Source organism: Streptomyces sp. NPDC031670 (assembly GCF_055580545.1).
This window is the reverse complement of the sequence record NZ_JBVILC010000018.1, coordinates 32,845-48,392: the sequence shown is the minus strand read 5'-3', so window position 1 is coordinate 48,392 and position 15,548 is coordinate 32,845. Positions and strand designations below refer to the sequence as shown.

At 67.4% G+C, this 15,548-nt stretch carries 5 protein-coding genes and 1 pseudogene; 3 read left to right on the top strand and 3 right to left on the bottom strand.

Going from position 1 to position 15,548, the window contains the following annotated elements:
* Positions 1-220: 220 nt before the first annotated feature.
* Positions 221-1,480, bottom strand: a complete 1,260-nt coding sequence (locus tag ACZ5ID_RS28135) for an MFS transporter (protein ID WP_468903328.1) — start codon at positions 1,478-1,480, stop codon at positions 221-223.
* Positions 1,477-1,857 carry an SDR family NAD(P)-dependent oxidoreductase gene (locus tag ACZ5ID_RS28130; protein WP_468903325.1) on the bottom strand — a complete coding sequence of 127 codons (381 nt, stop codon included), beginning with the start codon at positions 1,855-1,857 and terminating at the stop codon, positions 1,477-1,479. The genes ACZ5ID_RS28135 and ACZ5ID_RS28130 overlap by 4 nt, the downstream gene beginning before the upstream one ends.
* Positions 1,858-1,913: 56 nt before the next feature.
* On the opposite strand from ACZ5ID_RS28130, the gene ACZ5ID_RS28125 reads away from it, so the two are divergent.
* Positions 1,914-2,906, top strand: coding sequence for an ArsR/SmtB family transcription factor (locus ACZ5ID_RS28125; RefSeq protein ID WP_468903323.1), 993 nt, complete (start codon positions 1,914-1,916; stop codon positions 2,904-2,906).
* A gap of 477 nt (positions 2,907-3,383) precedes the next feature.
* Here the strand turns inward: ACZ5ID_RS28125 and ACZ5ID_RS28120 are convergent.
* A pseudogene (locus tag ACZ5ID_RS28120) lies at positions 3,384-3,737 on the bottom strand (peptidase inhibitor family I36 protein); the annotation flags it as partial.
* Positions 3,738-4,292: 555 nt separating this feature from the next.
* Here ACZ5ID_RS28120 and ACZ5ID_RS28115 point away from each other — a divergent pair.
* Entirely contained in the window at positions 4,293-14,705 is a 10,413-nt protein-coding gene (locus ACZ5ID_RS28115; protein WP_468903321.1) for a LamG-like jellyroll fold domain-containing protein, read from the top strand.
* Positions 14,702-15,307, top strand: coding sequence for a hypothetical protein (locus tag ACZ5ID_RS28110; protein ID WP_468903319.1), 606 nt, complete (start codon positions 14,702-14,704; stop codon positions 15,305-15,307). Before ACZ5ID_RS28115 ends, ACZ5ID_RS28110 begins: the two co-directional genes overlap by 4 nt.
* Positions 15,308-15,548: the final 241 nt, after the last annotated feature.

Below are 15,548 nucleotides of genomic sequence, written 5' to 3'. Positions count from 1 at the left end.
ACCTGGGCGAGGCCCCGGACCGGTGGGTCGCCACCGGCAACCAAGCGCGCCTGGACGGCGGCCGGACCCGGTGCTGCTCGCCGACATCCCGCTGCCCGGCCGCTCCCTCAAGGCCGCCGACCGCGCGGCGACCGCGCGCCTCGCCGCCCGGCGCCTCGCGGAACGGAGCCGGGGATGAGCACGCCCGGCAGCGCGCCTTTTTTCGTCACGGTCGCTGGGCTCATCTCCGGTCAAGTTCCCCATGCGTCTGACGAGCCGGCGTCGATGGGTGCATGTCCGAAGGGGAGAACGGCGCGGCGGACACGGTGGAGGCATTGGCGCGTACATACATGGCCCGTAGGTGGCGGGCCAGGGCGAGTGCGGCGAGCAGCGCGACGAGCACGCACACGCCCCACCAGCCGGCCCGGCTCCAGACGTGTACCCCGAGCCAGGAACCTGTGCTGCCGCCCAGGTAGGCGCAGGTCATATAGGCGGTGTTGAGTCTGCTGCGGGCGTCGGGGCGGAGGGTGTAGACGCGGACTTGATTGGCGACCATGCCTGACTGCATCGCGGTGTCGAGGAGCAGCGTGCCGAGTGTCAGGGAGGTCAGGCCCAGCGAGCCGCCCCGGGCACCCATGGTGAGGGTCGCGGCCGAGACGAGGACGCCGAGCATGCAGACCAGGTTCACTGGATCGGGACCGTAGCGGTCCACCAGGCGGCCGGCGAGCGGGGTGCAGACCATGGTCGCTGCTCCGACCAGGGCGATCATTCCGACCGCCTGGGCACCCAGCCCGTAGGCCGGTCCGGCGAGCAGGAGCGCCAGGCAGGTCCAGACCGCGGAGAACCCGGCGAAGACGGTTGCCTGGTAGAAACACGAGCGGCGCAGGTCTGGCTCGGTGCGCAGCAGGCGCAGCGGCTCGGCCAGGAGCGCTGTGTACCGCTGGCGGGAGGACGGGGTTGTGGTCGGCACCGCGAACGCCAAAACGGTGGCGAGGAGCAGGGCCAGGACCGCGGCGATCAGGTAGGGGGCCCGCCAGCCCAGCCACTCACCGAGCGTGCCGCTGAAGGTCCGGGCCAGCAGCATGCCGCCGGTCGATCCGCTCAACAGGGCGCCGATCACCGCTCCTTGGCGGTCGGCGGCCACGAGACCGACCGCCAGGGGGCCGACGATCTGCGCGCCCACAGTGGTCAGGCCGACGAGGGTGCTGGCGCCAATGAGGGCCGGCAGAGCCGGTGCGCAACCCGCTGCGAGCAGGGCCAGGCCGGTCAGGGCGAGGAGGACGACGAGGAAGGGGCGGTGGGGGAGCCGGTCGCCAAGTGGCACCAGCAAGACCATCCCGGCCGTGTAGCCGGCCTGTGTGGCGGTCACCACCGCAGCGGCCGAATCGGGTGAGACATGCAGTCCGTCGGCTACCAGTGGAGCGATGGCCTGCGGGAAGTAGATGTTGCCCACCGCCACGGCGCACGTGACAGCCAGAATGAGGAGCGTCCGGCGGCTCATCCTTCAGTCCACCGCCCACCCGCCATGTGTATCCCCTGGCCGCAGGCCAACGCCGACCCGGGGCTTACGAGGAAGGAGGCGGTATGGGGCCCGATGCCGACGTTGTTGACCAGCACCGGCCGCGGTCCGAACGCGGCGGCGATCCGGACGAGGGCCGCAGCGACCGCAGCTGCGTCGGCGGCATCAATGGCGAAGGCCAGCACCGCCCCGCCGGCACTCGGGTTGGCCTTGACGGTATCGGCCCGGTCCGCCTGGTCCAGGTCGGCCACGCCGACCGCCAAGCCGTCTCCCGCCAGCCGACTGGCCACGGCGGCGCCGATACCGCGTGCCGCACCGGTGACAACCGCCGTCCGCTGCACATGCGTGGTGTGTGTCATGGGATGAAGTCCACGGCATCGACGCTGTGCGGCCAATCGATGTAGCGTATGGCTTAATGATCAGCTTTGTGCTCGACGTCGAGGACCTCGCGGACACCCGCTTCGCCCTCTCCCCTCTGCATGAAACCCTGTTCAGCCTGCGGGTGTTGCAGGATCCGGGTCTGTCCGCGCTGCACCTGCCCTGGCGCAGGTCCGTACTCGGCAGACTCGGCGCGCTCGACACCGGTCTCCTGATGTCCCTGGTCGCCCTGCGGCGTACCCTCCCCGACTTCCTGACCCCGAATCCCACGAGCTTCGCGCCGACGTTCGAAGAAGAGCTCTCTGTCGTCCGGCAGGCTTCCTGCGCTCGGGTCCGCCACGATCTGCTTCTGGCGCACGCGCCCGACCCCGTCCCTGAAGCTCTCCGCGATGCCACCGCCGCCGAAGACGCACCCGTCGCCAGACTCCGCGACGCCATCTGCGATCTCCTGCGGCAGTACTGGAAGGTGGCCATCGAGCCGGTATGGCCGCAGATGCGGCTGGTGCTGGAAGCCGACATGACCTACCGCGCCCGCCAGCTCGCCCTGGGGGGCGCCCGACTGCTGTTCGCCGACATGCACCCGAACCTGCGCTGGCAAGGCGGAGAGCTCTACATCCACAAGATGATCAGCAGGCACCGGGTTGTGGCATCCGGCCGGGGACTGCTGCTCCTGCCGTCCGTGTTCGCCCACAAGCCCGCGCCTCCCGTCAGCCCGGACGAGCCGCCGAGCCTCGTCTATCCCAGCCGGGGAGTAGCCACGCTGTGGAGCTCGGAGATACCGGCCGTCGACGCAACCGCCCTGGTGTCCCTGCTCGGTTCACCCCGAGCGAGCCTGCTCAGCATCCTGGAAGAGCCGCTGCCCACCGTAGAACTCGCCCGCCGTCTCAGAGTCACCCCAAGCGCTGTCTCCCAACATCTGCGTGTCCTGCACTCCACAGGACTGGTCACCCGGACACGTGACGGACGGCATGTGCTGTACCGGAGAAGCCAGCTCGGTGACCGACTCACGGCCACAGCTACCAGGCCGTGAACTCGCGACAGCTGAGTTCAACAGTCCGCCTCCGTCCCGCTTCGCCTGCCCTTGCGACGTAAGTTCGGCGAGCACTTGGCGCTGGCTTCACCGTTGGTGGTGACCGGGGGAGGAGTGCCATCCGCCTGGGCCGGAGCGATAGTGCCCGCGAGGGCGCCAAGGCTGAGAGCGGTGACTGTAATCAGTTTCTTCATGGCTTGATCAGCGCACACAGCATCGCCTTCGGTCACTGCCCCAGCAGGGTGTGCATTGCCCGACTCGGCAGCGCGTCCAAGGAAGGTAGCCAAGTCAGCTGGTCTTGGGGCCCTGCGAACCCGAATCGTGGTGACGACCGTTGTGCGCCGCCCGTTCACGCCCAACACGCCTTGGCAGTCTGAAGCGAACGCGCGGCCTGGGTGCGCCGGGGCCTGGTGTTGCGTCACTTGTGTCCTGAACACACGGTTCGCCTCTGCCAGCGCGGTCCGGCTCCATGTAGCTTCAGCGCCTTTCACCGGCGCCAGCAAGGGCGTTCATACCGGTCGGCGTCCAGCCCCTGAACCCCGACAACTTCGGCGACGTCTGCGCCGTCCAGGGTAGGGGGCTGCCCCGCACTCCCGTACGGTGCGGACGAATTTCAGCGAGCTGTACATGGCCGGGCTCATGTGGGTGGCATACACCTTGCGGGGCTGGCAGGCGTTGTAGCCCCGGGGTGAGTCCGTAGTTCGCGTCCTCGTACGCGCAGGAGATCAGAGACGTGCTGTTGATGACCACTCGAAATTGGTTGTCCCAGGTTTCCAGCGTCGGCTTGTTCGTGTTCGCCTTGAGCATCGCGCCGTTGCCCTGGCCGTCCTTCCAGGCACAGAAGGATCACAGCTTCCAGGCCCGTCCCGCAGCAGTTGCCCGAGCGCCAAGAGGCCTCGACGCGCCCCGGAAAGGTCAAGCTCCCCGGTCTGCCCGCCGTACAGAACCTGCAACATCACATGCCCTCCGACCTGCCGATTCTAGCGGACGCCGAGGCATGTCAGCCTGCCCGCCTTCGACCGGGGCCGGGCCTACGGCTGCTCAGAATCGGCCCGAGCCACCCTTGATGGCCAGGGGTCGCCTGACGGCGGGATTCGCACGAGTCGGCGGCCGTTCCGCAACGCTGCGTCATGTCTGGAAAGAGTTGCCCTGTTGAGGCGAGAAGTGAGCTTTCCCACGACGGAAGGTAGCGCAACCGAGTCTTACGTCCAGATTTTCACGATCGCAGATGTTTCGTCGTCCCGGTTGGTGCCGACTGGGGCGGGGTGAATTTAGGACGGATGTTGTGAGTTCGCTGTGTGAACGATATGACGAGCCCACTGATCATCTAGGTGGGGGACATCTGTGCGCACAGCGCGACCACTAGTACTGCTAGTGGCATTCATCATGGCCGTTCTGGCAGGTACAGAGCAGGCTGCACTCGCGGTGGACCAGTGGGTCACCACGAAGACCGGCCACAGTGCCGGTGAACGGCCTGAACAGGGCTGGGGATCGGCGAGCGGGCGGGGCCACAGTGTCTCCGGCGACGCAACGGACGCGGCGGCGCGAGGGGGACGAGGTGGCGCGCTGAAGGCGCCGGGCGAGCTGCCGCTCGCCGGCGGCACTCCGCCTGCGAACTTGAGCGGGGAGCACAAGCCGTCGCCCAAGGTGCCGTTCGCCAAGGTGGCCGCTCCCAAGGTGGCGCCGCCCAAGGGCTTCGACGCGAAGACCAGCACTGAGGTTGCTGGCAAGCGGACCAAGCGCGGGCGCACGTTCCTGAACAAGGACGGCACCTTTACCAGCCGCTTCTACGACGAAGACGTGAACTTCCGCTCGTCCGACGGATCGTGGAAAGCCATCGACACGGGTCTGGCCCGCGGGTCGCAGAGTGCGATGCGAAGCATGAGCGGCGCAGGCGCGGGGTGGGCGCCGCGGTCCACCGAGGAACAGCTGGGCTTCGCCGAGTTTGCCGACGCCCAGACTCTGGTCCGTCTCGGTGTGGACGACTCCCACGCTGTCGCCTACGGGATCGAGGACGCTGCGCATGTGCAGGGCACCGTGGCGGGGAGCATCATCACGTATCCCGAGGTCCGCAGCGGCGCGGATGTGGAGCTGATAGCGGGCAGCGATTCCGTCAAGGAGACGCTTGTCCTCAAGACCAAGGACGCGCCCGCCGTATGGCGTTTCCCGCTTGCCTCGCAGGGGCTGACGGCGAAGCTCGACGGCCACGGCGGCATCGCTTTCCTCGACTCCGCGGGCCGACAGCAGGCCTGGATGCCCGCCGGCTGGATGGAGGACTCCCGTAAGGGCTCCAACTCCAACGAGGGCGCCATTTCCTCCGGTGTCACTTACGACATCCTGCGTGAGGGTGCACGGCAGGTCCTGGTTGTCAGCCTCGACCGCAAGTGGCTCTCAGCACCTGAGCGGGTCTTCCCCGTGAAGGTGGATCCTTCGGCGACCCGTGTGGGCGCGTCGTCGGGTACCTACGTCCAGGCCTCGTTCAACCAGAACTTCTCCGCGGACACGGTCCTGAAGGTCGGCACCTCGAACGGTGGCGGCAACAAGGCCGCCTCGTTCGTGAGGTTCGACGGTATCGATGCTTCCCTGAAGAACGCGTTCGTGCAGGGAGTGAACCTCCAGCTCTTCAACACCTGGTCGTACTCCTGCACGGCCCGGCCGGTGACCATTCACCCCATCACGTCGAACTGGTCGGAGGGCTCGACCTCTTCGTGGCCCGGCCCTGCCACGGGTGATGCTCTCGGTTCGAAGAGTTTCGCCCACGGCTGGCGGCCCGAGGGCCAAACCGGGTATCCCTGCGGTGGTCCTGCCTGGGAAGCGATCGATCTCGGTGGTGCCGGACGCCAGCTGGTAGATGACTGGACCCATGGACGCAAGCCGAACTACGGCTTGGCGATCAAGGCATCCACCTCCGACTCGTACGCCTGGAAGCAGTTCGGGTCCGACAACTATCCGAACGGCAAGCCCGCCCTCGACGTCACGTGGTCCAAGTACGGCGCCACCTATCAGCTGGGGCAGTGGGTCCAGCCGATGACGGCCACGACCGAAGGCGCCTTCAAGGTCACGGTTACCAACCAGGGGCAGCAGACCTGGGGCAAGGACAGCAACTTCAAGCTCCGGTATGACCTGTATGACGCGAACGGCACACTGGTGGGCGGCGACTACTGGAGCAAGATCCGGTGGACGTCGATGCCCTACGACGTCGCGCCTGGTGGCTCGGCGACGGTGGATGCCAAGATCGCGCCTCTCGCGCCAGGGACCTACACGCTCGTATGGACGATGGACGAGTACGGCGTGTCCAGCTTCGCGGCGGACGGCGTGGGCGGCGCGGCCATCAGGTTCGATGCGGTCAACGCACCCCCGTACCTCACGGGGGCGGCGCCTCCGAGCGGAGCGATCGCCGACACGCTCACCCCGACGCTGTGGGCCGCTGCGGCAGACCGGGACCGCTACCCGAGCCCCCTCACGTACCAGTTCGAGGTGTGTGAGGTAGAGGGCAAGGACACCCGGAAGAACTGCCGGGGAAGCGCACAGGCGGCCTCGCAGAGCTGGACCGTCCCCTCCGGCTGGCTGAGCTGGGCCAAGACCTACGCCTGGTATGCGTACGCCAACGACGGCAAGGACCAGTCCTCCCGTAGCGCACCCTCGATCCTGATCACGCAGGTTCCGCAGCCCGTCATCACCTCGCACCTGGGCAGCGCGGACCCGGGCCGACGGTATGACGAGAGGTCGGGGAATTACGCCACCGCCGCTACGGACGCCGCCGTATCCACGGTCGGCCCCGAACTGGCGGTCACCCGCACTTATAACTCGCAGGACCCGCGTCCGGCCAACGCTTTCGGCGCAGGCTGGGCCACCCGCTGGGACATGCGTGCCACCGCGGAGCCCGACGGCAGCGTGGTGGTCACCCTTGCCAACGGCAGTCAGGTCCGTTTCGGCAAGAGCAACGACAACACCTACAGTGCACCGTCCGGCTCCATGGGTGTGCTGACCGCCGTAGCCGGGGGTTGGACGCTGCGTGACGCGAGTGCGGCGCTGTACACGTTCGACGCGACCGGCCTGCTGACCACGGTCAGGGACGGTTCCGGGCGCGAGCAGCAGCTCAGCTACACGGGCGGCAGGCTCACCAAGGCCACCGACGCCCTCACCAAGCGGGCGCTGACGTTCACCTGGAGCGGGACGCACGTCGCCACTGTGTCCACCGACGCCGTCGGCCCCGGAAATCCCGCTCTCACCTGGTCATACACCTACCAGGGCGACCAGCTGGCCAAGGTCTGTCCGCCGTCCTCCACGACCTCGTGCACGGTGTACCAGTACACCGGCGGTTCCCAGTACCGGGCCATGGTGCAGGATGCCAACCCCGTAGGCTACTGGCGGCTCGGCGAGACCGATGGCGAGACCGCCCAGAGCGATGGGGTCTCCCGTACGGGCACGAATGCCGGGCACTACCGTGACGTCGACCTCGGCAGCGCCGGTGCTCTGGCGGGCACGGCCAACCAGGCGGCCTCCTTCAACGGCACCAACTCCTACGTACAGCTGCCGGAGTCGACCCTGGCATCCTCCACCGTGCTGTCGTTGGAGCTGTGGTTCAAGACGGACAAGCCGAACGGTGTCCTCGTCGGCTTCCAGAACGACCCGCTGACAGCGCCCCACCCAGGCGTCTACAACCCCGTCCTCGCGGTCGACTCCGCGGGCAAGCTGCGCGGCGCTTTCGAGAAGGCCGACGGGGGTCTCACCCCGATGACCTCCGCGGCAACCGTCACTGACAACGCCTGGCACCACGCCGTGATCACCAGCACCGGCACCGGCCAGACCCTCTACCTCGACGGCCAGGCCGTCGGAACCCTGGCCGGTCCCGTCAGCCACGCCACCAAGACTTTCACCTACCTCGGCGGCGGCTTCACCGACCAGACGTGGGACGGGACGGGCACGTACGGCACCCGCTACTACAAGGGCCTGATGGACGAGGTCGCGGTCTACCACCGAGCCCTCGACGCAGGGTCGGTCCGCGCGCACTATGCAGCGCGTACCGGCTCCTCCAAGCTTTCCAAGATGACCCTGCCCTCGGGCCGAGTCAGCGGACAGGTCGAGTACGACAACGACACCGGGCGCGCCACCAGTGTGACCGACGAGAACGGCGGCACCTGGCAGATATCGGCACCTACCTACAGCGCGGGTTCCGCCGCCTACGCGGACGCCGTGCAGAGAGGAAACCCCGCGGCCTACTGGCGACTTGGCGAGACTGCCGGGGCCGAGGCCGTCAACCAGATAGCGGCGGGCGGAAACGGTTCCTACCGTGACGGCGTCACCCTCGGCAGCGTCGGCGCGTTCCTCGACGGCGACGACGGTTCCGTCGCACTCGACGGCTCCCGGGGTGCCATCTCCGTGCCCGGCGAGTCCGTGGCCGGGGCGACGGCGCTGTCGGTGGAACTCTGGTTCCGCACTGACAAGCCGAGCGGCGTGCTGCTCGGTCTGCAGAACAGCGAGCTGGGTACCACTCCGCAGATGTGGAACGCGAGCCTGCTGATCGACGCCGAGGGCAAGCTGCGCGGCCATCTGTGGGACGGTCCGTCCGCGGGCTGGCCGGTCATGGGCGGCGTCAAGGTCACCGACAACAAATGGCACCACGCCGTCATCACCGGTGGCCCGGCGGGCCAGTCGCTGTACCTCGACGGCAGCAAGATCGGTTCCAAGACCGGTGTGGTCAAGCCGGAGACCCTGGCATACGCCTACCTCGGCGCCGGCTACTCCAGCGAGGTCTGGGATGGGCAGCCGGGCGCGACTCGCTACTTCAACGGGCAGGTCGACGAGGCCGCCTTCTACACGACGGAACTGACCGGCCAGACTGTCGCCGACCACTACAAGGCCCGCAACCGCCTGATCACCGGAAACGCTGCCCAGTACCAGGGCACTGTCATGGCCGACGCTCCCTCCAGCTATTGGCAGCTGGACGAGCCCAGCGGCACGAGCGTGGTGAACGAGGTCGCCGTCACCGGAGGCAACGGCACCTACACCAACGCCCTTCTCGCCAGGCCCGGGGTATTCGGGGCAGGGGAGGGTTCGGCGGTCGAGTTCTCCGGGAATGGCTACGCCGAAATTCCCGGTGCGTCCATCCCCCAGACCGACCTGTCGGTTGAGCTGTGGTTCAAGACCACTAAGCCGGGCGTGCTCTTCAGCGACCAGAACCGTCCCATCCCTGACTCCGGTGCCAGCTACACGCCGGTGTTGTACGTCGGCTCCGACAGCAAGCTTCACGGGCAGTACTTCACCCGCGGTATCGGCGCCACCAACGTGTCTGCGAACACGGTGACCGACAACGAGTGGCACCACGCCGTGATCACGGCGCAAGGCGGAACACAGACGCTCTACCTGGACGGGACCCAGGTCGCTCAGGCCACCAATGTGCCGGTCGACCACGAAGCCAACAAGACCTCCGTCATCGGAGCAGGTTTCACCCAGTACTGGCCCGCCTCCCCGGGCAATGGCGTCAGCTACTTCACCGGCCAGATGGACGAGGTCGCCGTCTACCCACGTACCCTCAGCGCGGAGCAGGTCGCCAAGCACTACAACGCCCGGACGCAGGCTGCGGGTTCATCCCTCTCCTCGTCGGTGACGGTCACCGACCCCGCGGGCGCCAAGACCAGCAGCACCTATGACATGGTGCGTGGCCAGCGCCGGGTCTCCTCCACGGACGCGGACGGTGGCGTCACCACCTACGCGTACGACACCGGAGGCTTCCTGCACACCCTTACCGACCCCAACGGTCACTCGACCATCACCGGCCACGACGCACACGGCAATACCGTCTCCACCACCACATGCCGAGACGCCAACTCCTGCTGGACGTCCTTCGCTGAGTACTACGTGAACGCCACCGATGCGCTGGATCCGCGCAACGGCAAGCCCACGGCTGTCCGCGACCCGCGGTCGACAGGATCGGCCGACAACCGCTACCGGACCACGACGTCCTACACGGCCCTGGGCCTGACCGACACGGTCACACTGGCGGATGGCCGTACGACGTCGACCACGTACACCTCGGGCAACGAACCCGCGGTGGGCGGCGGCATCACACCGGCCGGCCTTGTCGCCACGAAGAAGAGCGCCGGCGGCGCCACGGTCTCCTACGCGTACTTCGCAAGCGGCGACCTGGCCAGGTCGACGGCGCCCTCCGGCCTGGTGACGACGTACACCTACGACGGCATCGGCCGGAAACTGACGGAGACCCAGGTTTCCGACACGGCTCCCGACGGTGTCACGACGACGTACGCCTACAACGCCCTGTCCCGTGTCTCCTCGGAAACCGGCCCGGGCGTCAAGAACGAGATCACCGGCGTCACGCACACCGCCAGGGTCAGCCGTACCTACGACGCGGACGGGCAGTTGCTCACCGAGTCGACGGAGGACACCACCGGCGGCGACGCCACCCGCACCACCACCTACCGCTACAACGCGCTCGGCCTGAACGAGAGCGTGACGGACGCGGCGGGCAGCGTGAGCACACTGGGCTACGACGCGCTGGGCCGGGTGATCCGCGAGACGGACCCGGCGGGCAACGTCGTCACGCACGCGTACACCAAGCGCGGTCAGTTGGCCGAGTCGGTGCTCAAGGACTGGACGGGCGATGCCTCCGGTCAGACCCATGACCTGGTCCTGGTCTCCCACGCCTACGATCCGGCAGGCCGCCTGGCCTCGACCACGGACGCGATGGGCGCCACGACCGCCTTCACCTACTTCGACGACGGCCTGAAGGCCACGGCCACGGCGAAGCAGGTCACCCAGGCCAACGGCGCCAAGCGGGACATCGTCCTAAAATCCAACACCTACGACGGCGCGGGCAACCCCGCCGTACAGACGACCAGCGGTGGGCGCACCACGGTCCGCACAGTCGACGCCACCGGACGCACCACGCGTTCCGTGTTCGACCCGAACGGCCTGAACCGCGTCACGACCACGGCCTACGACGGCGACAACCGGATCACCGAGCAGACCCGGTCGATCGACGGCTCCGGCACGAAGCTCACCTCGACGACCGAGTACGACGTGGCGGGCAACCCGAAAAAGGTGACCGTCGCCGACGGCACCAGCACCCGGGTCTCCTCGGCCACCTTCGATCAGCGGAACCTGCCGCTGACTCAGGTCACGGCGCGGGGCAACACGACAACCAGCCGCCACGACGTGCTCGGCCGCCTCGTCGAGACGACGGCGCCGCAGGTGCAGGCCGAGGAGAACGGCGGTGCCGCCACACTCGTCACACCGAAGACGCTCACCGGCTACAACACTTTCGGCGAGGCTACCGAGACGCGTGACGCACGCGGTCTCATAACCCGCACGGAGAACGACAAGCTCGGTCGCCCCGTCGCGGTCACGCTCCCCGACTACACACCGCCGGGTACCACCACACCCATAACGGCAGTCACACGCAAGGCCTACGACACGCTGGGCAACCCGATCTCCACCACCGACCCGCTAGGCCGTGCCCGCTACTTCGCGTACGACCAGCTGGGCCATCTGATCCGCAGGACGGACCCAAGCCTCGCTGGTCCGCAAGGTCTCCAGGCCCCGGGTGCCACCACCTTCAACGGCACTTCCACGGATCTGTCCGGCGGCGGTGTCTCCACCTTCAGCTGGACCCCGACCGGTCTGCCGCTCACCGCGACCAACCCGACAGGAGCCCGCACCGAGGCCACCTACGACGAACTGGGCCGTGAGCTCACCGCGACCACGGTCGAGCGCAAACCCACCCTGCAGAACCTCGTCTCCCGCTACACATGGGACGACGCGGGCAACCAGACCGAGTCCAGCACCCCGGCCGGCCGTCACAGCACCGCCACGTACAGCACCGCCGGTGAAGTCCTGACGACCACGGACCCGATGGGCGGCACCACGCGCGCCGCCTACGACGGTCTTGGCCGTCGGACCGAGAGCACGGACGCTACCGGCCGCAAGACCGTCACCGCGTACGACGTCCTCGGCAAGGCGACTGCCGTGACGGACTACGGCACCGGCACCACGCCGCTGCGCTCGGCGTCGACCGAGTACGACGCCGACGGAAACGTCACCGCATCGGTCTCCGCCACAGGCGCCCGGCGCACCTACACCTACGACGCCCTCGGCCGGATGACCAAGCAGGTGGAACCGGTCACAGCCACCGACTCCATCACCACGACCCTCGGTTACGACGTGGCGGGCAACCGCACGCGCCTGACCGACGGCCGCGGCAAGGCCACCTTCTACTCGTTCAACGCGTGGGGCCTTCCCGAGTCCACGATCGAACCGAGCACGGCGCTCCACCCGGCTCTCAGCAACCGTACGTGGACCAATGTCTACGATGCGGCAGGCCAGCTCGTGACCGAGCTGCTCCCGGGCAGCGTCAAGCGCAACAAGACGTATGACGCCCTGGGCCGGCTGACCGCCGAGACCGGTTCCGGCACCGCCGTGGCAACCCGTCCGCGCTCGCTGACCTACGACCTCGCCGGCCGACTGACCGGGGTGGGCGGCGACGGAGTGCTCGCGGGCAACACCTACACCTACAACGACCGCGATCAACTCCTCAGCGCCGAAGGCGCTTCGGGCACATCCGCCTTTACGTATGACGCGGACGGCCAGATGGCCTCCCGCACGGACGCGGCTGGCTCGACGGTCTTCACCTACGACCAGGCCGGACGTCTCGACACGACGACCGACCCGCTGACCGGCACGCAGGTGCGCAATGACTACGACGCGGCCGGGCGACCGACGCTGACGCAGTACGCACGCCCGGCGGCCGGCGGCACGTTCGCGATCGGCGCACAGCGCTCGTACACGTACGACGCCTTGGGCCGGCTGAGCGGTGACAATGTCGCCCCCACCGGTACCGGTGCGCAGATCCAGGGCACCGCGTACGAGTACGACCTCGACAACCGCCTGGTGAAGAGGGCCACGGCGGGCACTGCGGGGGCAGGTACGAAAACGTACGCCTATGACCTCGCCGGCCGGATGACCACGGAGACGAGCGGGAGCACCACCACCGCCTTCGAGTGGGACAAGTCCGGCAACCTCGTGAAGAAGGGAGACATCACAGCCACCTACGACTCCCGCAACCGACTCCAGAGCTGGGGCACGCAGACTTTCGACTACTCCGCCCGCGGCACCGTCAAGTCGGTGACCGACGGCGGCACCACCCGCACCATCAACTCGGATGCCTTCGAGCGCACGGTCAACAACGGCACGAAGACCTTCACCTACGACTCACTCGACCGGATCCTGACCGAAGACGGCACCGCCTTCAGCTACGACGGTGGCTCCAACAACCTGGTCAGGGACGGTAAGTCGACCTACAGCCGTACGCCCGATGGCGCGCTGATCGCCAGCGCCACCACCGGGACACCCGGTTCGGCCCGCCTGACCGTCACGGACCGGCACACCGACGTGGTCGCCACCCTCTCCGCGGACGGCACATCGGTCTCCTCCTCCCGCACCTATGACGCCCTTGGCAACGTGACGGCGACCTCGGGCGCCAATCCATCCCTCGGCTACCAGTCGGGGTGGACCGACAGCTCGACCGGTGAAATCAACATGGCTGCCCGCTGGTACCAGCCCGGCACCGGCAGCTTCACCAGCCGCGACACGTGGCAGCTGGACCAGGACCCTTCAGTACAGGCCAATCGCTACACCTACGGCAACGCCGGCCCGCTGAACGGGACCGACCCGACGGGGCACGCACGAATCACCATCGACCCCGCAGAGTACGAGCGGGAGTTGGCGAACCGGGGCGAGGACCCCTGGAACTTCCGGGCAATGCTCTGGGACACCGAAGAGTCCATTTGCGGCCGTTCATGTGATTGGGGCAGCGACGACGGAGGCGGTGACGGCGGAGGGGGTGGCGGTCATCACGGCCATGGAAATGACAGGAAGACCCCCCGGGGTCCTGGAAACGGAAAGCGTCCGACTGCCCCGCCGGTACCGGTGATCGACCAGAACGACCACAACGGCCGTAACCCCATTCCCGCGCCTGACCTGCCCCCGATTATCGGTGTGCTGGTCACTGGAACTGGTGCGGTACTTTCCGAGGCCACGGCCGCGGCGGCCACCGTGTTCGGCGCCCAGGCACTTCTCGACGCACTAGCTGTTGCCGTCTTCGCGCCTGCGGTGACTGACACCCCTGGCCAGGCCGACCAGGGCAGGGACCAGGACGAGGACTGCCGCAGCGGCTTCGGCGGCGGCTGGCGGCACTACTCACCCGTCGACGCGGTCAACGGAGGCCGCGCCGTGGGTGTGGAAGCATGCCTTGACGCTGCGTTCATCGACGCCAACCCAGGCTCCAAGACCAAGACCTTCACCAAAAAGGGTGAGGACGCGGATGATGTGAGGAAGCCCCCGGGCTACACCTGGGCCGCGATCGAGGTGCAGAAGCTGGGCAACTCGCCAGCCTCGAGATGGCGGAACGCCTGCCACCTGCTGGCGGACTCGCTGGGAGGCGACGGCCTCATGTACGAAAACATCTCGACCTGCTCGCGCACCGCTAACTCCACGCCCAACGTCAAGGGGCAACCTCCCCACCGTGTACCCAACATGGCGGACTACGAGGAGCAGGTACGTGACGCCATCAAGGGCAACCAAGTCGTCCACTACCGTGTGACACCGCTGTACTCAGGCTCCGAGGTAGTTCCGTACGCCTACCGCATGCAGGCGAGCGGTTATAGTCCGAACGGTAGCCCTTCGCTGCGTTTCGATGCGGAAGTCCCCAATGAGATCAGGAGCATGAGGGACGGAAAATGGTACAATCTCGGCCACCGGGCTCCGAACGGATGGGTGGAGTGACAGCGGCGATGGCGCCACGTTTCGAGACCGCGATCCCCGAACTCGCTCGCATGCTGAGTGTCATGGGTGAGACGGCGGGGGAAGATGTCAGTTGGGACGAGATGGAACGCGTCTATGAAACGCGCTTCCCGACCGACTTCAAGGACTTCATGGCCCGATACGGGTGCGGCTCCATCGAGGACCAGCTCGTGGTCCTGGCACCCCGTCAGACCGAATCCGAGCCGAACGCGGTATCCGGATTCGCACGAAAGTCCTTGGGTGAAGCCACTTCATATGGCGGATGGGGATCCCCGCAACTTGCCCTGGAGCATCCACTTGAGAAGATGCTCATCTGGGGTGAAACGGTAGGCGCTGACGCGCTCTGCTGGTTTACCGGCCATCCAGATCCTGACGCCTGGCCAGTGGCAGTGTTCAGTCGGGGAAGCCTCGCCTGGTCTCTGTACCCATGCAACATGAGCGGATTCATCCTCGGTGTTCTCCGCGGAGATCTGGCCGATTCGCCACTCTCGGATGAATCGCTCCTGGGATGGGGAGAGGCGCGTTTTCTCCATGCCAGGGACGAGGCCGCCTTGGCGGAACAGGACATCTACCCCTGGGATTGATCCAACTCAGGGCTGAGGCTTGCCGCCGTCCATAGAGTAAAGACAGGCCGGCATCGGGGACCGCTCCCGATGCCGGCCGTGTCATATAGAGCACGCCCCGACCGCGGTCAGAGGCTGGAACCGACGCCGTAGACGTGTAGAGGTCCGGCTGCAGAGAGAACAGCGGTGAGGAGAAGTTGGGAACCGCCGCCACATGGTGAGGTTGGTGTGGAGATACAAGGCCGCCAGTAGTACCTGGTCG